Below are 21,922 nucleotides of genomic sequence, written 5' to 3'. Positions count from 1 at the left end.
ATTAACTTAAACACCACGACTATGAGAAAACTCAATGTGAAAGTAGCAGCATGGCTGCTCATCGGTTGCCTCGCAACCAGTTCGTGTATCGGTTCTTTCAGTCTCTTCAACAAGTTTGCTAAGTGGGAGACTCAGATGACAAACAATAAGTATGTCAACGCTATCGTTGGCTTCATCCTCACTCCTATCGTGGGCGGCTTGTGTCTGTTTGCTGACTCTTTGGTGCTCAACTCTATCGAGTTCTGGACAGGATCAAATCCCTTGGCTGATGTTGGAAAGACGAAGCAGGTGATGGGACAGGATGGTCGCTACTATGCTGTGACTACGCTGAAAAACGGATATGAGGTCAAAGCGCCTACCGGAGAAGTTACACGCTTCATCCACGACCAGAAAACTGACTCTTGGTCAATGGAGCAGGACGGCGTTGTGAAGGAAATCTTCCGCTTCAACGGTGATGGCACTATCATGGCAAATATCAACGGTGAAACCGAAAGCTTTACCCTCAATCAGGAAGGTGTAAACAAGGCTCGCCTCATTGCCAACAGCGACATCTTCTTCGCTATGAATTAATTTCATTGCTAAGCAACATAAAAATCTCCCGTCCGGATTGGGCGGGAGATTTTTTATGCCTATTCTCTTACTTATTACGGACTTAAAATTTGTCCTTGGTCACTATATCGTCTTTCCACAAGTGATCCTTGGGGAAGGGTTTGCCGTTCCCTGCCTTTTCCTGTGTCAGTGGGGCTTCAGCATCACTCCAAAACGGATGGGAAACGGGAAGTCCAATGGACATGAGCGACAAAGAGGTCATATCGCTGTCATTGTAGGACTCTGTGCTGCCGTTTCGCTCAATGCTGTGATCTATCGCGAACTGCAGAAAAACGACGAAACACCTGCCGCTGCTGAATAACACAATCGATATTGCCAATCGACACGAGCGATATTGCCAATCGACACGAGCGATATTGCCAATCGACGCGAGCGATATTGCCAAAGCGTATTGGTGATATTGAAATCAAAACAATAAAAAAGGGAAGTCCGTTGTGGACTTCCCTCTTCCTTTGTAGGTGTTCATCAGCCGTTATACATGGCTGAGGTGCCGAGTGCGCCAAGTAGTGCACTGAGTACTGCGATAATTGCTTTGATGATGGTTTGCCAATTCTTTTTCATTGTTTTCATGGTGTTTTTGAGTTAGACATGTTGTTGATAATCTCGTTGCATCCGGATTGCAGGTGCAAAGTTAATGTTTTTTAGAGGCGAAAGCAAATTGTCTTATCCCCCACAGGATACCTCGTTTTTTGCCAAGCCCCCCACACCTTATTTATATATAAGGGTGGGAGACAGGTGTCCAGCAGTGCTGTTACACGATTCCGGCATACAGCCTTTCGAGCATATTGATAGTTCGTAGGCCCTCTGCCAGTAGGCGCTTAGAGATAGACAGGGCGTGCATCGTGGCGGTTGGGATGGCGTTTGGTGTAGCTGACGTGTAGCCAAATACATCCGTTTGCCATTCGGTGTTCGAACAATAGCTGGTCGAAATCCAGGTTGTTGCGGATGTAATCATACATCTTTCGCCCCACTTCCCTGTTGCTGATGTGTAGGTCGGCTGCCTCACCCAACAGGTGTTGCGAGCAAATCACACCGCCAACCGCGTTGTTCAACCGTTTGCTGCGGAATCCGCTGGTCACTCTGATGACTCCAAAGCGCTTTCGCAGCGGTTCGAGCACCTGTTGACATAGGTTGCGCAGACATTCGGTTTGTGCCTCGTCGGGCGTGTTGTCAATGTTCAACTGCATGGCAGTGCCCGATGCAGTCATCTCTCTGAGCGAGAAATGTTCGCTCAACTGGATTTGTTTGGTGTTTTTCATGATATTAAAAATTATTCGGTTGTTATGATAAGAGTGTGTTTTTGGGTTAATTGAAAATTGTTGGGCAGGCATTTCCCGCCCCGTGTAATCATCGTCCCACATACTGGTTGAGTAGTGAATCGCCGTTGTTGTTGGTCATTGTAAACAGGTAACGGTCCAGAAACGAACACTGTCTGACACCTTTGCGCTGCGTGGCCTGGTTAGCACACCGTCGGGCATAGCGGGGCTGTTTGACATGCAGTTTGTTGCAAATCTCGGTTGCCATATCTCTAAACGTGCAGGGACATCCGGTCTTGTTGACGATGTTTCCTTCTTGGAACACCAGGAGTACCACCTCCATGAGATCGCTGATGGTACTGTTCCAATGCAGGTTAGGACTGTTCGGACTGTTTAGTAGTTGACAAAAATCTTGTGCCAGTTTCGTACGTGCCATTCTTCTTTGTTGTTTGATCATCAACTGCTGCTCGCTCGAAGCAGGGTTTAGCGGGGTTCTGTAATTGTAGTTCATAGTATAAAAGATTATAGTGAATAATGTTTTTCGGTGGCAAAATTACTTGTAGTTTGTGCACAATAAGTTCACTTTCTATTTTTCTTAGTTAAAAAATGTTTTCTATTAACATCTGTTAAGCAATAGCGCCTTTAGTATTTTCCTTATTGTTCTCATGGGTTTATAACACGCTATAAAGCCCATTTCAACAGCTTTTTTGCCTTTGTAAGGCATGGATGAAACAAAGTACAATATATTTGTAACATCTGTGAATGGTAATCAGCCACAAATTTTTTAATTTTGCAAGCAACTAAGCCAACTCTATTTGAAAACAATAAAACTATAAAGTAATAATGGCACAATTTGAATCTCAAAATGAAACGAAAGGCTTCTATAAGCTTTCGTGGTTGCAGCGAATCGGTTTCGGTTCCGGCGATTTAGCTCAGAATCTGATTTTCCAGACTACCTGCATGTATCTGCTATTCTTCTACACCGATATCTACGGACTCGATGCTGTCGATGTATCGGTCATGTTTACGGTGGGAAATGTGGCTAATGTGATATGGGACCCTATTGTTGGGGCACTCATCGACAAGCACAATCCTACATTGGGTAAATACAGGGCATACCTGGTTTATGTCGGCATACCACTATCGGGTTTTGCCATTCTGTGTTTCTGGAACGGCTTTGCACCGTCGTTGCTCTATGCCTACGTGACGTACATTGCCATGACATTGCTCTATACTTTCATCAATGTGCCCTATGGTGCGCTCAACTCTTCACTGACCCGCGACACCAACGAGATAACCATTCTCACCTCAGTGCGTATGTTTATGGCAAACTGTGGTGGTCTGGCAGTAGGCTCAGGTCTGCCACTGCTCATTGCTTACTTTACCGATGAGCAGGTGGAAGGACTGCCTAAAGATCCTGGCGCATGGTTTACCACGATGACAATCTATGCTTTGGTGGGTCTGTTGCTGCTGCTGTTCTGCTTCACACAGTGTAAGGAACGTGTGGTAATGAATGCAGAAGAGAGTGCCAATGTGAAGGTCAGCGACCTTTGGATGGAGTTTTTCCATAACCGTCCATTGCGTATCATAGCCTTCTTCTTCATCACAGCCTTTGCTATGATGAGTATTGGTAATGCTGCCGGTGCTTATTTCATGAACTGCAATATGCACGGCACTTCCGAGCAGCTCTCTATATTCATGGGACTTGGTTCGGCGCCTTCATTCATCTTCATGCCATTGGTACCAATGATTAAAAGAGCTATTGGCAAGAAGAATATGTTCTATGTATTCCTCAGCATTGCCATTATCGGTATGGCCTTCCTCTATATTGTGGCAAAGATGGATGCACCAAGCATGACACTTGTTTATGTGGCTCAGTTTGTGAAATCTACTGGTGTTATCGTTGCCACTGGTTATATGTGGGCACTGGTGCCAGAGGTAATCTCTTATGGTGAATACAAGAGCGGAAAGCGTATTGCCGGTATTGTCAACGCCCTGACTGGAATATTCTTCAAAGCTGGTATGACACTCGGCAGTGTGGTTGCTCCTGCTATCTTGGCTTACGTAGCTTATAATCCAAAGAGCGTCGAACAGACACCATTTGCCGAGGAAGGAATCCTCTGGTTGGTATGTGTGATACCTGCTGTTCTGTTGGTTTTGGCTATGTTTATCATCTCTCGTTATGAGTTGACCGACGATGTAATCGATGAGATTAACATGGAAATTGAAAAGCGTGAGACTGCCGATGCTATAAATTGATAGGCTGTGTGGCATGTGGTTTTATGCCCAAGCTTAATGAAATAGACTACGGGTCGTGTGCATAGGCATGCGACCCGTAGTGTTTATAGGCGCTATTTATTTTTTGTAATCTACCGAACTGCCTTCTGTGGTAAAGCGACACCATATTATATATAAACAGCAATCGGTATTGTTGATAGTGATAATAGTCCTTGCTACATCCTATCACCATATTGTATAAACAACTATCAGCCCCATCTGAGGAATCACAGATGAGGCTGACGAATTGATATAATGCCGATGGAATCGGCTAAAAATGAAGAATATTAGTGTTCGATAGCTATTTCAAACGGACTGGCAGGAACGGCTTTTGCCGATTGTAAGCGTGCTTTCAATGGGTTGTCCTTAAAGGCATAACGCACGCGGACAGGGTTGGCAACAGGACTCTCGATAGTGACTGTGGTGCCATCGCATGTGGCTTTGGCGTTGACAAAACGGCCTGAAGCGTCGCAAACTTCAAACTCTGGCTGTTCGCCCGACAGCATGGGTTGGTTGAAGCTGACGGTTACTTGGCGCTCGTTGGCTGTTGCTTTCACGGGTTGTGGCGACAGCCATGCCTTCTTGCCATATACTAAATGATCCATGCAAGCGCCTACACGATCAGCAACCTCCTTTTTGCGCAACGGATGGATATCTACCGTTTCACCCATATCGATGGCTACTGCCAGTTCGGCAAACGGGTCGTTGATGGCTACCAGACGCTGTGCTTCACGCAGTCGTGCCCATGCCGAGCGAGGCTGAGGCTGTTCGCTGGGCGCCATGAAGTTTGCCAATTGCACGATGCAGAACGGCAGTTGTTCGTTGTTCCACAGTGCGCGCCAGTTGCCCATCATCTTTTTCAGCAGTTTTCCATATACGGCAGGGCCATTGTCTTCCACCCATCCATCGTTGGCACCGGTATTCGATTCACCTTGATACCACACCACACCATTAATAGTATAAGGTGCCAAGGGGTAGAGCATAGCATTGTAAAGCACCGAAGGCAAGTTTTGTATGGATGTACCGCCACTTGGACAGGTTGTCATCAATGCTCCTTCCTGCACTTTCCATTGTTCGCTGAGACGCAGGGTGTCGCCATCTTCAAAGATGAGCATATAGGGTTTTTCGTGGATGAAATGGGGTATTCCGTATTTGCTGATGAAGCGTATGGACAGTACGTTGTCACCTTCGTGGAGCAAACCGGTAGGAATCTGGTAGCGGCGTGGCGGATATTGATAATAGGTGCGTCCCACCTCGCGACCATTTACAAAGGTGTAATCCATGTCGAAGAGGGTTCCCACCAACAGTCGCGCTGCTTTTCCGGCATGCTTGCTGTCGATGTTGAGGTGTTGGCGGAGCCACAGCGACCCCCTATAGTTGCCATGGTAGCCTTGTGTTAGCGTGCTGTATTGGTTCACGGTGCGCCAGTCTTTATCGTTATAAGCCTCGCTGTTCCATCCTTCAGCCATGCCTTTGTCGCTCTTGTCAAGCAGTTCAGACCATCGGTTGTTTGCCATATTGTTGGCTTTGTCCTGTGCTGCAACCATCTCCGGATTATCGTACAGCATGGTTTTCTGTACCATTATGGGAAATTCAGACAGTAGTGAATCGGCAGAAATCCAAGCCTCGACGGGTGTTCCACCTAAGGAGTTGCAGATCACTCCTTGTGCCACACCGGTTTGTTCAAACATCCTTTTGGCAAGGAAATAACTGATGGCGGAGAAACCCTTAACGTTGGCTTGTGTCAATGGTTTCCAACTTGTGGGTAGCACATCGGCTTTCGGAGCATGGGTGTCCTTATCTGTTTGTACGCGGAAATAGCGTATCTTGGAGTTCTCATAATGGTCGATTTCATCGGGATACTGTGGATATACGCGCTCAATAGTGACATCCATGTTCGATTGTCCGGCGCACAACCACACGTCGCCAATCATCACATCATTGATAACCGTAGTGCCAATGGTCAGTTGGTAAGGTCCGCCAGCCTTCTGTGGTGCAAGAGTGGCACGAAAATGTCCGTCGGCATCAGCCGTTACCATCGTTTTCTGCTTGTGCAGCCTGATGCCTATCTGCTGTCCTGGTTGGGCATCGCCCCATATTACGGTGGGTTTGTTGCGTTGCACCACCATACCATTTTGAAAGAGTTGTGGCAGTCGCACTTGTGCTGTACCGCTCATGGCGATGCACAAGAGTGTAAGGAGAGTAGTGGAAAGTCTTCGTTTCATTTGTCTTATAGTTTTTTGTTTTTTCTCTTGCAAACTTATATAAAAAAAGCGATGAAAACGAAAAAAAACATGGGTTTATCCCGAAATGAAACAAATGATGTGGTATTGTGTGACACCATCAAATGAAAGTGAAGCAGAAAAGTGTTATCTTTGCATCGTAAAACTACGCTTAAAGCATCAATGAAACATCTAAGAACAGCACTCCTGACAACAGCCACAGTCGTGGCAACCGCTGCTTTTGCGCAGCAAATCACCTTGAAAGACGCCTACCGTGACTATTGGAATACTGGCGTAAGTGTTAACCAGTGGCAGGTGAAAGCCAACTCAAAGAGTCTGGCAGATCAGACTATTACCGGCGGAATCGATACCGATCAGACTATAGATTGGGATGTTATCGTCCGTAATTTCAATTATGTAGTGGCTGAAAATTGCATGAAATGCGAAGTTATCCACCCCCAAGAGGGTGTCTATGACTTTACGCTTGCCGATCAATTTGTAGATAAGGCACGTGCTGCAGGACTGAAAGTGCTGGGTCATTGCTTGATTTGGCACTCGCAATGTGCCCCATGGTTCCATTATGACGAACAAGGGAACCTCGTTTCGCCTGAGGTTTTGAAGAAACGCATGCGCGAGCATATCACCACTATCGTCAGTCATTTCAAAGGAAGAATCGAAGCCTGGGATGTGGTCAATGAGGGATTTGAGGATGACGGAACACTTCGCAAGAGCCTCTTCTATCAGATTCTGGGTGAAGACTACATACCTCTGGCATTCCAATATGCCCATGAGGCAGACCCAACAGCCCAACTTTACTACAACGATTTCTCGATGAATAGGGCGACAAAGGTGGAAGGTGTAGCTCGATACTTCGCTCCACTCATCCGCAAAGGACTGCCCATTACCGCCATCGGCATGCAGGGGCATCTCATACTCGATGATAACAACTATGTAGAGGAATACGAACATTCCATCAAGACCATTACCAGTTTGGGCGTAAAGACCTTCTTCTCAGAGCTCGATCTGTCGGTGTTGCCCAATCCGTTTGGCTTTGCTGGTGCCAATATCTCCGATATGTTTGCCTATCGTCCAGAGATGGATCCCTATAAAGATGGTCTCCCTGCAGCGAAGAAGAAAGAGGTGGAAGACTTCTGGACTCGTTTTTTCCAGATGTTGGTGCGCCATCGCGACGATATTCTGAGAGTCAATTTCTGGTGTCTGAACGATGCTTGTTCGTGGCGAAACGACTTCCCCATCAAGGGTCGCACCGATTATGCCACACTCTTTGACCGTCAGAACCAACCCAAACCGGAGATCCAAGCCATCATCAATGTGGTGCGCCCTGAAGGTGGTGACTGCTGTAAAGCAGCAGCAAAGACCAAAGGCAAGAAGAAAACAAAGAAATAACATAACTAATAAAACAACTGACTATTATGGCAAAACTACCCCGTTACCTATTTCCGAAAGATTATATGGCTGACCCTTCAGCCAATGTGTTCAACGGTAAGCTATACGTCTATCCCTCACACGATAGGGAGAGCGGTGAGGCTTTCGATGATGATGGCGGTCATTTCCAAATGAAAGACTACCACGTATTGTCGTTCAACGATGTGGAAAACGATGAGGCTACTGACCATGGCGTAGTGCTCGATGTAGAGCAAGTGGCATGGGCAGAGAAGCAGATGTGGGACAACGACGTGGTAGAGAAGGATGGCAAATACTATCTGATATTCTCTGCAAAAGATTATAATGGCGTTTTCCATCTTGGTGTGGCAGTGGCTGATTGTCCCGAAGGACCGTTTGTGCCGGAACCACAGCCCATCCGCGGCTCGTTCAGTATCGACCCATCGGTATTCAAAGACGATGACGGACAGATTTATTGCTATTTCGGCGGACTTTGGGGCGGACAGCTTCAGTGGTACGGCGACAATGGCGTAACTCCCGTTCCAGGTGAGCAGGGCGTTGTGATGGGCCCGGCTCCCGACAAAAAAACTCCGTTGGTATTGCAGGAAGGTACACCGGCACTGCCCAGTCGTGTGGTTCGCATGAGCGACGATGTGAAGCAGTTTGCTGAAGCACCACGCCCAGTTCTTGTGGTTGACAAAGACGGACAGCCCCTTAAGGCCGACGATCCTCACCGTTTCTTCGAGGCATCGTGGATGCACAAGTATAATGGTAAGTACTATTTCTCATATTCTACTGGTGACTCCCACTACCTCTGCTATGGTATTGGCGACAATCCTTACGGACCGTTCACCTATCAGGGTGTGATACTCGATCCTGTTGTGGGATGGACCACTCACCATTCTATCGTAGAGTTCAAGGGTCAGTGGTATCTCTTCTACCACGACTGTGTGCCCAGCAACGATAAGACATGGTTGCGTTCACTGAAGGTACAACGCCTCTTCTACAATGAGGATGGCACCATTCAGAAAGTTATCAACGAGTAGCCAGACCATACTGGCAACTGCCAATCCTAAGTATAAGAGGATGCTATAGAGCCCTTTGCTCCGTAGCATCCTCTTACTGTCTGATGGCTGTTTCTGCCGTAGTTTCTGGCGAAACGCGCTGTGTAGCTCTATTCGTAAATGAGTGTTTGCAACCGTTCAGAATCAAACGTATAGCGTGCCACATCGAGCAGTTGGTCGGCGGTCAAGGCGTCAATCTGCTGGAGTAGCAAGTCGATGTCGCGCTCCTTGCCGTAATGCAGATACGATTTGGCAATGTCGAGTGCATACTGTTCGCGGTTGTCGCAGGCTATGGCAATCTGTCCTTTCAACTGTTGCTTTGCATCGTGCAGTTGTCGTTGACTGAGCGGACGCTGCATCAGTCGGTCCAGTTCGTGGTGAACCAGTCGCAGGCAGCGCTTCACATCGTGGTGGTCGCAACCGAAATATACCGACCACACCCCTGTGTCGTGATAGCTCGCCATGCTGCTTTCTACGGTATATACCAGTCCGTTGCGCTCGCGCAGCGACAGGTTGAGGCGTGCATTCATGCCTGGTCCGCCCAATATGTTGTTGAGCAGATAGAGTGGCAGACGTCGCTTGTCATCGAAACAGAAGGTGCGACAGCCCAGCATGACGTGTGCCTGATGGGTGTTTCGTTGCACGATATGGGTATGCTCTCCCGGGTCGGTATAAGTTTCGAACAGGTCTGTAGAGCCCGATGAAATGGACGTTTTTTCTCCGTTTTCTACCGTTGTGCCTATGACATCAGCGTGGCGTTCCAGCAGTTTGATGAGCTTCTGAAAGTCTATATCGCCGTAGGCAAAGAAGATGGCATTGTCAGGGCGATAGTGTTTTCTGGTGAACAGACGTGCATCGTCGGCAGTGAAGTGTGCCACCACGTCGCGACTGCCCAGTATGTTGTGGCCCAAAGGGTGTCCGCAGAACAGCAAGTTCTCGTAGTCATCGTAGATAAGTTCGGCAGGCGAGTCGTTGTAACTCTCTATTTCGTCGCATATCACATCCAGTTCGCGCCCCACTTCAGTATCAGGATAAGTGCTGTGGAATACGATGTCGCACAATAAATCTACCGCCTTGGGCAGGTGGTCGCGCAGTATAGCAGCGTAAAACACCGTGTCTTCCTTGTTGGTAAAGGCATTGAGGTCGCCACCCACACGCTCCAGTGTGTTGAGAATCTGTAGTGCCGAGCGTCGTGCAGTGCCTTTGAAAGTTACGTGTTCGCAGAAGTGGGCAACGCCTTCTTTGCCCGTTTCTTCCTGGCAGGACCCCGCGCGCACGCCGATTCCGCAATATACAACGGGCGAATCAGATGGCAGATGGATTACTCGGAGACCATTGTTGAGTGTATAGGTGTGATAGTTGTTCATCTCAAAAAACAATATTTCGTTTGCAAAATTACAGCTAATAATTGAGAAAAAGCCATAAATGAATGGAGGATATTAAAAAATGGTTGGATTTCATCATTGTTTTCACGACATGACATAACTCGACCCAGTTCGGTTCCGATGAAAACGTTCATAAAAAATATTTTTTTCTTTTTGTATTTACGCAAAATTGCGTTAACTTTGTCTGCTATATAGAAACAACAACACACAAATGCTATGCGAAAAGTAATAGGAATAGGCGAAACGGTGCTCGACATCATCTTTCGCGACGAGAAACCCATCAGCGCACTGCCTGGTGGTAGCACTTTCAATGCCATCATCTCTCTCGGACGTTCGGGAGTGAAGGCGAGTATGATTAGTGAGACTGGCAATGACCGTATCGGACAAAATATCATTAAGTTTATGGAAAGCAATGGTATCGATGCTTCCTACGTCAATGTCTATCCTGAATCAAAGTCGCCATTGTCGTTGGCATTTCTCAACGACCACAACGATGCCGACTATATTTTCTATAAAGACCATCCCCACGACCGCATAGACTATGTCTATCCTGAGGTTAATGCCGATGACATCGTGCTTTTTGGCAGTTTCTTTGCTCTCAATCCTGTCATCCGTCCTCAGGTATATGCCTTCCTTGACTATGCTCGCCAACGTGGCGCCATACTTTATTATGACGTCAATTTCCGTGCTTCTCATAAGAACGAGGTGATGAAGGTGACGCCCAATCTGCTCGACAATTTAGAGATGGCAGACATTGTGCGTGGCAGTTCGGAGGATTTCGAAATACTTTTCCGCCAGCATGATGCCGACACCGTTTATCGTTCGCAGATAGCCTTCTATACCAAAAAGTTCATCTATACCCGTTCGGCAGACCCTGTTGAGGTGCGTGGTGATAGTGGTTTCAGCAAGCAATATCCCGTTTTGCCCACCGAAACGGTCAGCACCATCGGTGCCGGCGACAATTTCAATGCAGGTTTCATCTACGGACTCATCAAGAATGGCATTACCCGCCAGCATATTGACCAAGGGCTTACCGAATCGCAATGGGACGCTCTTGTATCGTCAGCTCTTGATTTCTCGGCAGAGTGTTGTAGGGATATTTACAATTATGTGTCGGAGGAATATGGCGAAAAGATGCGGAAAGGTTTGCAGAATAATGGTTTGTGATGCATGAAATAACCGAATATAACTGGAGAAACGAGTGTCCGTTTCTCCAGTTTGTATATCAGGTTTTATGGTCGCTAACTATTATATGCTTGTGATGAAATATTGAAATTATTGAAAAGAAATTATTTTCAGGGTTCTAACAAACCTTGATAATGTTTTTATCCAACGTTTGATAAAGGTGTTATCCAACGTTTGACAAAGATGTTATCCAACGTTTGATAAAGGTGTTTTCAAACGTTGTAAACAAGTCTTTTCAACGTTGTAAACAGGTCTTTTCAAACATAAGAAACAAGTCTTTTCAAACGTTGTAAACAGGTGTTGTCGCTGTTGGTTTACTTCGCTGTCTAAACAGTCATCATCTTAACAACAATAAGCGCATGGTGGTCGATGGGTGGTCAATCGGTGGTCGAAAAAGCACTCAGAGAACAATCGACCACCACCATAAACGAATAACTTACAGTGAGTTATGCTGTATGGTGGTCGAGTGGTCGTTTTTTTCGACATCGCGTGCGCGTGCATACATACGCATGCGTGCGCACGAGAACGATGTAGATTCTATTTCTTTCCTACTTCATGGTCGATTCGGGTTAAGGTCACAACTTCGGCATCTGTACCATCTTTGTTATATTCGCTCACGAGAATATACTTCTCATTACACGCAACACCATAGCAACGACCATTTGATTTCTGAATCTGAGTTCCCCAATATGCCTCATCATCATTAAGAAGTTTGGTGGTATTGCCATTGACGGTATAGAATTGGTTGACCATAGCCCCCATGAAGACATAAAGATTGTTCACGTGAAGTTCGTCAATGCCGAGTGCATTGATGTGGTCGATATATACCTGTTTCATGGGATGGTCGGCATGTGGAATGGCATCCTGTGGCATGCTCCATCGCTTGAGTTTCGGAAACCACTGCAGTAGTTGTTGCTTGTATTCACACTTTGTGAGTTGTTTTCCCATGTTCTTGTTGTATTCATCTACAAACATTGAACAATAATCTGCCATCTCTTCCATAGTGTAGTTTCCGGTAAATGCCCCGTCTTTATAGCAGTAGATGCAAAACTCTTCACTCTTGCTGCCATCGGCATTGGTACCAAGAATATCGTCTGTCAGCGGCATACCGCAGCTTTGGCAAAATCTCATTTTTTTCTTATCCATATTATAATAGTGTTGATTGATATCCAAGTGCAAAGGTATGGATATTCCGAACAAACCATTTTAACGTAACGGAAAAGATGGCAAATATACTATCACATCTGCGATACAAACTTTGTTAACTACGCAACCGATACACAAAACTGACGACATCTATAGAAAGGTAATGGTATAGCTTTTGGTATAAATAAAAAATGCAGCCATTCCGACTGCATTTAATATAGCTGTTGTCGCAAGAGAAATCCTATAAAAAGGATTGCCAGCAGGGGCAAAAGTTATGTTTTCATTGTTTTCTACTCTTGCTTCGTGTCTTGCGCAACTTTTTATCTATTAGATATTGCTTGGTCTTTTGGGCTATAGAGAGAACTTGTAGCCAAGAGTCACTTGGAAACCATGAATTTTAGGATTGGTGGTATCACTATTATCCATGTCTTTGCGGAAACCAGTCACGCTGGCGCTATATTGTGCCTCAAGAACAAAGTGACTGAACTCAAAGCCGACACCAATAGGAATGCCGACATTAAACTTATTATGATCTGCCAATTGTCCAGTACCTTTTGTATCATCAGATACCAGATAGCTAAGTTCTCCTCCGGTGTATACAGACAGGCCGCCAGCAATATAATAGCGTGCAATAATAGGAACAGTGATGTAATTCAGTGCTACATCAAGATCGTAGCCAGAGCTACAGAAATTGATCTGTTTCTTCGCATAGTTAGCTCCAAAGCCGAGTGATACATTATCACCCAGGGCATATTCGAGAAGTGCACCACCCACAAATCCTGATTTTGCACTGGCATCACTGGCATTACTTGTCGTATTGGTATAACCACCATATACTTTCAGGTAAGATTTACCTTCTTCAACCTGTGCGAAAGCACTTACTGCAGATAGTGCGAGAATTGCTACAACTAATAATTTCTTCATAATAGTAAAAATTTAAATGTTTATAAATTGGTTATTGGTAGAAAACTATTTTTTATCTATAGTCGCTTGTTCAAGTTCTGTATTGCGATTAATGGTGAAACCCTTTGCAAGGGCTTGTTCGGCCAACGATGACATGTTTTTCTGCAACGAAGCGAGATAGTCGGCACGCGGTTCTGGTGATTTCAACTCCCGTTCCGCCTTACGGCTGTATTTGTTGTATTGACTTTGATAGAACGATGCGTTGAGCGCACCACCGGCAGAGGTTTGGCTTTTCTGTGCACCGGCATTGCTCTTATCGTTTCCGAATGTAGGAATACTTGATAATTCTGCCAGTAGTTTGGATGACTCTTTATTGCTTGTCGGCAATTTTAAGGCTTCAACTTCCAAGGTGTCTCGTTGCTCCTTGGATAGATTAACTCCGATGTTTTGCAGATTTGTTTTAGCATTTTTTTCACCTTGTTTTGCAGCAATAAAGTTCCATTTGTAAGCCTCTTCTAAGTTTTCTTTCACTCCCCATCCATAGAGATAATAAACGCCTACTGTAGTTTGTGACAATGGGAACCCTAAATCTGCACATTTCTTGTATAGTTTGAACTGTTCTTCTAATGTAATAGAATTATCGAAAAGTTTATATGTATAGACATAATTGAACATTGCAGGTAAGTAACCAGCATCTGAAGCCACTTTACACAGTCTGACAGCCTCTTCCAGATTTTTTTCTACCAATTCTCCTTGACGTAGATAAGAAGCGTATGAGCACATAGCAGGAACAAAGCCGGCATCAGAAGATGCTTTCAGATATTTCAAAGAACCTTTTTCGTCGTTTTTAGCAGAACATGTTATAATGTACATCTGATAATTTTTATATGCTTCTTCATTGAGATCATTGTTTATCATGTGTTGGATAACATATCTCAAAGCATAAGCCTTTTCATAAAAATCTTCACCTGCAGAGATGCCTTCTTCATAGCAGGTTAAGGCATAACCAGGGTCTTTGTTGGTGCCTAAACCGAATTCTATCATCTCAGCATATCCGGCAATAAGTGATTTATTAAGTTCCTGTGCTTTTTCAAAATGCACAAAAGCAGAATCGTAATTCTGTTCCATGCCTTTGCCTTGGTAATATAACAAACCAATATTATAGTGTGCAAAGCTTCTTAATTTGTTTTTGGGTCCAAGTGCATGAAGAGACTTCTGCAAACAATCCATGGCTTTTTCATAGTCTCTGACTTTTTCACTATTTGTGCGAGCATATATCTCACCGAGATAATAGTAGGCGGCACCAGTCTCTTTGGGATTTTTTTCTATTACTTTATTTGCCAACTCTATCGCTGAAGCCATGTCTTTCTGTGTGGCATTCTCCTGCTTGCATTTATTGACCTTGTTTATAAGTTTCCTCAATTCACTGCTTTCTGCATAGCAAGAAACAGCGGATGCTGTGAAGAGGAAAATCAGTGTTAGTGTGATAGTTTTGAACTGTTTCATAATTGTTATAGTTTATGTTATTTGATTTCGCGTATTAACATGCCAGGATAGAATTTGCCTCCGCTGGACTTTTCAAACGTTGTATGACCAAGTTCAGCACCTGTTGCCTTTTCTTCTTTTGCCATAAAGCGGTTGTCCCATATTTTGTTTTTTACGGGTTTTATGGTACCGACTCTTTTGTAGGTAGTACGGCCGTCTTCATCAGTAGTAATCTCCAGCACTTCGAATTTTGAGTCTATGCTAAGTCCCTCTTTCATGCCGATGGGAGCTGTGATAGGGTCAGTTGATGTAAGAGGAATCTTCACTTTAAACACATCAAAGTTTTTCTGTAGGTTTGCCACGTTTTCGTCCAAAGCACGTTGACAAGCCTTGCGCACCATGAGCAATGGTTCGTCTTCGTTGATACCCATGAATGAGACATTGCTACCGCTACTCTCCTGTTCGCCTACATATTCGAGGGTAAAGAGTTCTCGGTTTTTGTCAAATGCCAAGCGTTTTTCTTCATCATTGCCAACCGCGTAGTATTGGCGGTAGAATTTGTTGGCAGTCTCCTTTTCCCATACCAAGCGATACAGAAATGTATGAATCTTCACCTTAAAGCCTTTATAGCTTTCTGCAATCTGTGCCAGACTCTCCATGTTCTCTGAATAATTTGTATTTCCGCCATTGGCAATATCCATGATCGAACCGCCTATGCGAAGAATACTGCCCACAATGGAAGAGCCTTTCGAACGGTCGATATATCGGATATCGTTGACCAGAACGAAGGTGTTGCCTATCAGGTCTTCTCCTGCATCTTCCAGTAACGCATTACCACGTTGCGAATGGCGAGCAAGTTCTTTGTCGAATTCATTGGCATTATACAGCCCCCGTTCTTTTACCAGTTCCATGTTGCACTTACCAGTAATGATATCACGGTTGAACCATCTGGCAACCAAACGGCTACCAATCACATGTCGTTTCAGAAAACTGGTTATGTCTGAATTTTCGTCCAGTTTCTTTTCTGGCACACTGACCACTTTGACACTCAGATCATGGTTGTTATATTTATCAGGGGTCGGCATGTCAATAAATACCTTGCTGATATCTTCAGCAAAATCTTGATTGACATGTTTTACCATCATGCTATAGATGGAACTGCGTCTGTATTTCAGCTCCTGTTGGTCTTGTGCTTTCATTGGCAGTGACACACAAGCTACAGCTAAGAGAATATGTATTCGTTTTATCATTGTTCTGAAAATTAGTAGTCCCACATGTTTTCTGGTATCTGGCTTCGCAAATTCCAGTAGTTTCGTTTCTCGTTAGCATAGATGCTGTTTCGATAGGTCTCGGTGTAATCGAGTTGTTTCTTTCCTTCCTTCTGCATCTTGTCAAGTATGCTTATAATCATTTCTTTTGTTGGTATGCGGGCTGGTATGCATTGGTTGCCATCAGTATCGACACATCCCCAAAACTCGCCTTGTCTTACAAGGGTGTTACCTTGATTATCGAACTCTACATCGTTGAAACCTGATTGTTGGTAGCTGTATTTCATGGTCTTGGTGTCGAGCCGGCAATATACAGAATCTGCGGTCAGCCATACGGCATTCATTTCCCCCTTGTTGTTGAGTGTGTATTTGATATTCTTCCATTTGATAGGTAGCACCATATTGCCATTCCTATTGATAAGTCCGAAGCGCACATCGCCATCAATGAGTTCACCAATATAGGCATGGCCTTTGAAGAATGGTTGGGTGAATTCATATTCAAATGGGATGGCTTGCTGCCCCATCATATTAAGATAACCCCATTCGTCATCGCTCATGGTGTTCCATAGTCCTTCGCTGATATATGTTCCACCCTCATCGTACTTGCATGGAATCGTTTCATGAATCAGCGAGTCAATCACTCCATATTTACCATTTAGTTTCACGACATAGTGCCCTTCGCTTCTGGCTCCAACCATTTCATAGTCAGGAGAAACTTTCTTGCCCGTCTTGTCAATGAAATAAGAACGATTTCCAGACTCTTTAACAAGGCAATAACCATTCTTGAATTCATTATAGACAATGCCAAACGGCGATGGTAGTATCGTGGTTTGTTTTGTATTGATATTATAAAAGGCAAACGAGGTTCCTTTGCCGTCTTTATTCCAGACTTTTCCTAAAATGATGTCGTCTGAGGGGGGATAGCCAGACATAAGAATTCCTTCAGGCAAGATCATGCGACCTTGGTAGTCGCACATGCCGATGGAACTGCCCGGTTTGTCGGATTGCTTGCTGAATATAATGTATTCGCCACATTCTAAAGCCTCATATTGCGGACGAAGGATGATGTTTCCAACTCCATCAACAAGACCACGTTTCTTGTCGTTGACAACAATAGCTACTCCTTTATGTACAGGTAATATGATGTCATACTGTTGACTGTTGGGCAGAGGATTGCCATGTAAGTCCAGTAACGTCCATTTTTTATTGTACAAAGCTTTGTACATGCCATTGTTACCAAAGGTACTGATTTGGGTATAGCGAATGTCTTTCTCTGTACCTTTTGTATCTACAAACCCCCATAATGTGTCCTTGCGAACGATGGCAATATTATCGACAAACGGATATACCTCATCGTAAATACAAGGCACAGCTATGGTGCTGTCTGTCTTCATGAAGCCCCATTTCTCGTCCGTTTGTATTTTTGTGAGGTTTTGTGCACGACCCATCAATAGGGTCATGCACAAAAATACGATACAGAAAAGTCTGTGATAAGGCATACGTGTTATTTTAGAATTTATGAACGGCGCGACCGAAATCAGTCTTGATGGTCAAACCGCCAGTAAGTATATTCTTATATTGACCAGCAAGAATAAGTTTTCCTTTACGCTTAGCAAATTTGCCCAGCATGGCTGTTCCAAACTTACTGCCAGATGACTCTTGGAAAAAGAGCGTAAAAACCAAACCGTTGGAATCTCGCATTTCAGTGGAAGAGTAAATATTCATAAAGTCATCAGAATGTCCAAACCCCTTGTTGATAAATCCTTTGCCTTTTTCCTTTTTTAAGATCTTGGCGAATTTGTTGATATTCTTTTCGCTGTATTCTTCACCACCGTTAATGGCTTTGGCTAAGAGCTTGAGCTCATCACTTGCAGGAATGTACCAACCTTCTCCTAAACTACGAGCCCATTGAAACAGAGGAAATTCGTCCCATGAAGCATCATTGTCTTTGATGTATGTGGCAATGGTTTCCATATTTACGGCACCGTCTTTTTCGTCATAACAATTGATTGTGTTATTTGCTTGCTCTTTTTTACACCATTTGCCCTCAAAACCGGAAGGACTTACTAACAGACCGTGTTCCCCACTGTCATCTACGTAGAACACAACACCCTTTACACCGCCTTTGTCATAGACGTCACCAATTTTGTATGTCTGTGCCTGAACCATTGATATCGATGAAACTAAAGCGATAATTGAAAGCATAATTTTCTTCATAATCATAATTTTTTTGAGGTTATTGTAATATTGATATCTGTTTTTATATATATTGAAAAATTAGTTTTATTTATCTAAGAATAGAAGTTTGGTCTCTGTCTGTGGCATGTTCTCTGCGTAGGCTTTAGCTACTTCCTTGGAAGCATCGAGGCGACGTTGCTCCATATCGATGTTGTCGTCCATGACTTTTAGTGCAATATCCCATGGCGTATTCAGTTCAGCCTTCTCTTTGATTTCCTCAAGAAGTTTGATAGCAGCCTCATAACTTGATGATTCGGGATCTATCTCTGCCAACAGATTGGCGGCTTCGATAGCAGCATCACTATTTGTACGACCAGACCAAACAGCAACGGCTTTGGTCAATAGTCGTTCGCCTTCGGTGTTGATACGATGTTGCCATACTTCTTTGACACATGATAGCGCACGATCATAGGCTGCTGCACATTCGGGAATAATGAGCAACTCGTAGATGGCTTCATCATACTTACGGGTTTGGTCCAGCATCTTGGCACGGGCAATGATACGGTCTGCTTGTGCATCATAGTATGCAACAATCTTTTTTTGTGATTGAGCAATGAAGTCTGACAATCCTTGATGACGTGGCGTCAGCCGTTTTACGGCATCGCTGAATGCGGCAGCATCACTCTGACCGACACCATCGAGTTGAGTGGTATATGCCGAGAATACAACACCATCGTCAGCGTTGAGCACCTTTAGGTTGAGTTGTATCTGACAGACTGTTTGGCGGGGAGGACCTGCTGTGATGCTCTTGCCTATGATTTCATATTCAGGGACCAATGCAAAGCTATGGAGTCCTGCCATTGCCGATACACCATTCGTTGTCAATAACTGGCGCAGTTTGCCTGCTACCACTCGTTGGTAAGATACTGGAATGGCAGACGCACCAGACTGGAATGCAATGCCAATAGGCAGACTGCACTCTTGAGCCTGAACGGAAAGTGCCGTTGTGCAGGCTATGATAAACGATGCAATATATTTCTTCATAGTCGTAATACTTTATTTTTCTCCAACAATAAGCAGACAGCGACCCAGTCCACGGTTGACTACTTTTGTGGATATGTTGCGTGGGGCTCCTTTCAGATATTTACGTAGTTCGCGTGCAAAACCTTCTGCATCCATAGCCATACCGTTGGTGTGGTAGAGTGGGATGCGAACTTGATCGAAGAGCAGATAGTTTTCGGTGGCATCGCTCTTGTTGAAACGATGTTCTACGGTATTGTTTGCCATCCATTCGGTAATCAGTTCGCCGAGTTCCTTACCGTCATACTCTGTTTCGAAATCGAGTTCTTGTCCGTTGTCTGGAATCTGTAATTCGATAACAACCTCGCGGCCTTTGGCAAGAAGGTCATCGAAGTGCTGGCGGAGCAGAGATGTGAAACTGTCCATGTGGTCTTGCACCGCCTCTTCTATGAGCACTGGAACTTCTGCAGAGAATGATGGTGCTCCAGTTCCTTCTGCACCAGCAACCTGCTTGTTACTATAGGCATCGAGTCCGCGGAGATTGTAGGTAATGGAACGTTTCGGTCCATTGACATTCACTCCCCAATCTACTTCTAAGATAATGTCGGCACGAGCCGTGCGACGCAAACGATCAACAGGACTCTCTGCCAAACCAGCACCTGAGGTCTTGGTACGCATCACACTGTTCTCTTGATTGAGACGTTCTATACTTTTGATGGTCTGTGAGAGGTCCTGCAAAGGGAAACCACGTTCTGCCATGAGTGTATTGATTTTGGAGATGACCGCCATCAGGTCGCGGTTTTCCTGTAGTGCCTTCTTATAGTTGGGAATCATTTCCTTGATGCCCATCACATCTACAGTATCCATACAATGGTGTTCGTTACACCAGACATCACTTGGCACAACCATCAATTTCGGCAGTTTGGCCTGTCCGAACGATGGCATGGCAATTGCCAACAATGCTATCAGTATAATGTTAATCCTTGTGTTCATTATTATAGCGTGTCTATTTATAGTCTTTCTGAATAATTTTATCTTTGATGAGTCGTTGGCGCAACTGTGGACATTTCACGGTTACCACAATGCTCCATCGGGTTCCCAACGTACTCTCGGTATGTTCTCTTGACTTTTTCTTCTTTTTCTCATCCTTGAAAGAAACATATTTCTTGAAGCGGTTGCCGTCGGCAAAGAACTTGTTGAAATAGGCTTCGTGACGTTCGCGAGCATTGACTTCTGTCAGCATAGGACGTGTGTTGCAACCTTCCATGCCAGCATGAATACCCTTGAAGAGAATGTCACGTACGGCAGTTTTCATAGCTTGTTCTACCGCATCTTTCTTCTTGCTGCCGAATCCCCATACACGTAGTGTCTGAGTGCCATCTTCCTCCACACCGAGACATTGGGTCTCGAATCCTACTCGTGGCGACATGGCCACTTGTGCCTTTGCACCTGCCATCATAAATATGGCGATGCTGATGAGAATGGTTTTCTTCATATTTTTTCGTGTTAGGGTTAAAATCCACTGTTTAATCGTTTCACCACTCCTGCTGCTTCTAAATCTTTGCGGAGTTGTTCTTTGGATACAGAGATGATGCCGGTAACGATATACTGTTTGCCTTGACGCACTACCTGCATAGATCCTTCTATCAGAGTGGCATAAGCCTCGCATCCTCCTCCTTTGCGGAAAAAAGGAATAAAGAAGTCGCTATACTGTTGTTCAACCATGGCACTACCCGCCATTGGCGGTTGCGAAATGCATCCACCGCCACCTGAATAGCCTCGGAATAACACGCCATGGATAGCGCAACGTTTTAGGATATTGTCGCCGATTTTTTTTTTTTCGACCCCGGCTTTCACTTTTACCAAAAAAAAACCTTTTTTTTCTGACCCGCCACAACTTACTTCATATATCAGTGGTTTGTCTTTTTCTTTAGCCTCCATTGTGATTGGCATAGCAACCAATAATAGGAGGAGCAACCGTATCGTCCAGTCTCTCATAATGGGTATAGTTTTTAGTTATTTTTTAATCATTTCCTACTTGCAAATTTACTGTGTTTTTTTAGATTCTACAAGTCGCCAAAATGCCCATATACGATGACAGGTAATAAGTGCAGATAAGAGGAAGAAATTGGTTGATAAGAGGACAAAAATATTTTTGCGTCAACTTTGCAAGTGTTCGGAAATAAAAGAAAATTTCTGATTTTCTTTGTATTTCGCTCGGTTTGCATTATCTTTGACGCGATGCGTCGAAGGTACTTACGTTCGAAAATACAAAAGAAAAAACAGTTTTCTTTTGTATTTCACTCACTTATTCGTACCTTTGAGACTTTGTCTCTTAGGTAGGCTGCACCTCGGGAATAAAAGAAAATTTCTGATTTTCTTTGTATTTCGCTCGGTTTGCACTACCTTTGCACACGAATTTAGACCATGTGTATGATGGTCTGCAGGATTTTTGGAAGGTTTTTGCACCCTGATGATCCCATATCGTTTGTGTGGGATAATGGCTGGGAGGGTGAATTC

General features: G+C 44.5%; 21 protein-coding genes. 6 read left to right on the top strand and 15 right to left on the bottom strand.

Going from position 1 to position 21,922, the window contains the following annotated elements; genetic code table 11:
- The first annotated feature begins 21 nt into the window (after positions 1 to 21).
- Complete coding sequence (locus CIK89_RS11700; protein WP_094391543.1) at positions 22 to 570, top strand: DUF3332 domain-containing protein; 549 nt, start codon at positions 22 to 24, stop codon at positions 568 to 570.
- Positions 571 to 625: 55 nt separating this feature from the next.
- Positions 626 to 910: a hypothetical protein gene (locus tag CIK89_RS13630; RefSeq protein WP_158215025.1), complete on the top strand. Its 285-nt coding sequence runs from the start codon at positions 626 to 628 to the stop codon at positions 908 to 910.
- Between the two features lie 164 nt (positions 911 to 1,074).
- Here CIK89_RS13630 and CIK89_RS13625 read toward each other — a convergent pair whose 3' ends face one another.
- From CIK89_RS13625 to CIK89_RS11690, 3 genes are all read right to left on the bottom strand, one after another.
- Positions 1,075 to 1,179, bottom strand: coding sequence for a smalltalk protein (locus tag CIK89_RS13625; RefSeq protein ID WP_254046679.1), 105 nt, complete (start codon positions 1,177 to 1,179; stop codon positions 1,075 to 1,077).
- Between the two features lie 248 nt (positions 1,180 to 1,427).
- The gene (locus CIK89_RS11695) at positions 1,428 to 1,868 is read right to left on the bottom strand and encodes a D-Ala-D-Ala carboxypeptidase family metallohydrolase (RefSeq protein ID WP_094391542.1); all 441 of its coding nucleotides are present in this window, start codon (positions 1,866 to 1,868) and stop codon (positions 1,428 to 1,430) included.
- An 88-nt stretch (positions 1,869 to 1,956) separates the two neighbouring features.
- Positions 1,957 to 2,376, bottom strand: a complete 420-nt coding sequence (locus CIK89_RS11690; RefSeq protein WP_094391541.1) for a hypothetical protein — start codon at positions 2,374 to 2,376, stop codon at positions 1,957 to 1,959.
- A gap of 332 nt (positions 2,377 to 2,708) precedes the next feature.
- Between CIK89_RS11690 and CIK89_RS11685 the strand changes: the two genes are divergently transcribed.
- Positions 2,709 to 4,124, top strand: a complete 1,416-nt coding sequence (locus CIK89_RS11685; RefSeq protein WP_094391540.1) for an MFS transporter — start codon at positions 2,709 to 2,711, stop codon at positions 4,122 to 4,124.
- Positions 4,125 to 4,429: 305 nt separating this feature from the next.
- Here the strand turns inward: CIK89_RS11685 and CIK89_RS11680 are convergent, their stop codons facing one another.
- Positions 4,430 to 6,367, bottom strand: a complete 1,938-nt coding sequence (locus CIK89_RS11680; RefSeq protein ID WP_094391539.1) for a sialate O-acetylesterase — start codon at positions 6,365 to 6,367, stop codon at positions 4,430 to 4,432.
- A gap of 180 nt (positions 6,368 to 6,547) precedes the next feature.
- On the opposite strand from CIK89_RS11680, the gene CIK89_RS11675 reads away from it, so the two are divergent.
- Positions 6,548 to 7,771, top strand: a complete 1,224-nt coding sequence (locus CIK89_RS11675; protein ID WP_094391538.1) for an endo-1,4-beta-xylanase — start codon at positions 6,548 to 6,550, stop codon at positions 7,769 to 7,771.
- Between the two features lie 26 nt (positions 7,772 to 7,797).
- Positions 7,798 to 8,814: a glycoside hydrolase family 43 protein gene (locus CIK89_RS11670; protein WP_094391537.1), complete on the top strand. Its 1,017-nt coding sequence runs from the start codon at positions 7,798 to 7,800 to the stop codon at positions 8,812 to 8,814.
- Positions 8,815 to 8,942: 128 nt separating this feature from the next.
- Here the strand turns inward: CIK89_RS11670 and CIK89_RS11665 are convergent, their stop codons facing one another.
- Entirely contained in the window at positions 8,943 to 10,199 is a 1,257-nt protein-coding gene (locus CIK89_RS11665; protein WP_094391536.1) for a pitrilysin family protein, read from the bottom strand.
- Between the two features lie 234 nt (positions 10,200 to 10,433).
- Between CIK89_RS11665 and CIK89_RS11660 the strand changes: the two genes are divergently transcribed.
- Positions 10,434 to 11,384, top strand: a complete 951-nt coding sequence (locus tag CIK89_RS11660) for a carbohydrate kinase (RefSeq protein WP_094391535.1) — start codon at positions 10,434 to 10,436, stop codon at positions 11,382 to 11,384.
- Positions 11,385 to 11,939: 555 nt separating this feature from the next.
- Here the strand turns inward: CIK89_RS11660 and CIK89_RS11655 are convergent.
- From CIK89_RS11655 to CIK89_RS11610, 10 genes are all read right to left on the bottom strand, one after another.
- Positions 11,940 to 12,548 carry a zinc ribbon domain-containing protein gene (locus tag CIK89_RS11655; RefSeq protein WP_254046678.1) on the bottom strand — a complete coding sequence of 203 codons (609 nt, stop codon included), beginning with the start codon at positions 12,546 to 12,548 and terminating at the stop codon, positions 11,940 to 11,942.
- Positions 12,549 to 12,899: 351 nt separating this feature from the next.
- Entirely contained in the window at positions 12,900 to 13,472 is a 573-nt protein-coding gene (locus CIK89_RS11650; protein WP_094391534.1) for a porin family protein, read from the bottom strand.
- A gap of 45 nt (positions 13,473 to 13,517) precedes the next feature.
- Entirely contained in the window at positions 13,518 to 14,813 is a 1,296-nt protein-coding gene (locus CIK89_RS11645) for an SEL1-like repeat protein (protein ID WP_158215024.1), read from the bottom strand.
- 161 nt (positions 14,814 to 14,974) lie between these two features.
- Entirely contained in the window at positions 14,975 to 16,186 is a 1,212-nt protein-coding gene (locus tag CIK89_RS11640; protein ID WP_254046286.1) for a hypothetical protein, read from the bottom strand.
- Positions 16,187 to 16,197: 11 nt separating this feature from the next.
- Positions 16,198 to 17,703: a WG repeat-containing protein gene (locus tag CIK89_RS11635; protein ID WP_094391532.1), complete on the bottom strand. Its 1,506-nt coding sequence runs from the start codon at positions 17,701 to 17,703 to the stop codon at positions 16,198 to 16,200.
- 10 nt (positions 17,704 to 17,713) lie between these two features.
- Positions 17,714 to 18,427 carry a hypothetical protein gene (locus CIK89_RS11630; RefSeq protein ID WP_144007229.1) on the bottom strand — a complete coding sequence of 238 codons (714 nt, stop codon included), beginning with the start codon at positions 18,425 to 18,427 and terminating at the stop codon, positions 17,714 to 17,716.
- 60 nt (positions 18,428 to 18,487) lie between these two features.
- The gene (locus CIK89_RS11625) at positions 18,488 to 19,426 is read right to left on the bottom strand and encodes a hypothetical protein (RefSeq protein ID WP_094391530.1); all 939 of its coding nucleotides are present in this window, start codon (positions 19,424 to 19,426) and stop codon (positions 18,488 to 18,490) included.
- 12 nt (positions 19,427 to 19,438) lie between these two features.
- Entirely contained in the window at positions 19,439 to 20,395 is a 957-nt protein-coding gene (locus tag CIK89_RS11620; protein WP_094391529.1) for a DUF6175 family protein, read from the bottom strand.
- Positions 20,396 to 20,408: 13 nt separating this feature from the next.
- Positions 20,409 to 20,897 carry a hypothetical protein gene (locus CIK89_RS11615; protein WP_094391528.1) on the bottom strand — a complete coding sequence of 163 codons (489 nt, stop codon included), beginning with the start codon at positions 20,895 to 20,897 and terminating at the stop codon, positions 20,409 to 20,411.
- Between the two features lie 17 nt (positions 20,898 to 20,914).
- Complete coding sequence (locus tag CIK89_RS11610) at positions 20,915 to 21,343, bottom strand: hypothetical protein (RefSeq protein WP_094391527.1); 429 nt, start codon at positions 21,341 to 21,343, stop codon at positions 20,915 to 20,917.
- Between the last annotated feature and the right edge of the window lie 579 nt (positions 21,344 to 21,922).

This window comes from Prevotella sp. P4-119 (assembly GCF_002251345.1).
In the GTDB taxonomy this organism is placed as follows: Bacteria; Bacteroidota; Bacteroidia; order Bacteroidales; family Bacteroidaceae; genus Prevotella.
The sequence above is the reverse complement of the archived record's forward strand: the minus strand, read 5'-3'. Positions and strand labels throughout refer to the sequence as shown.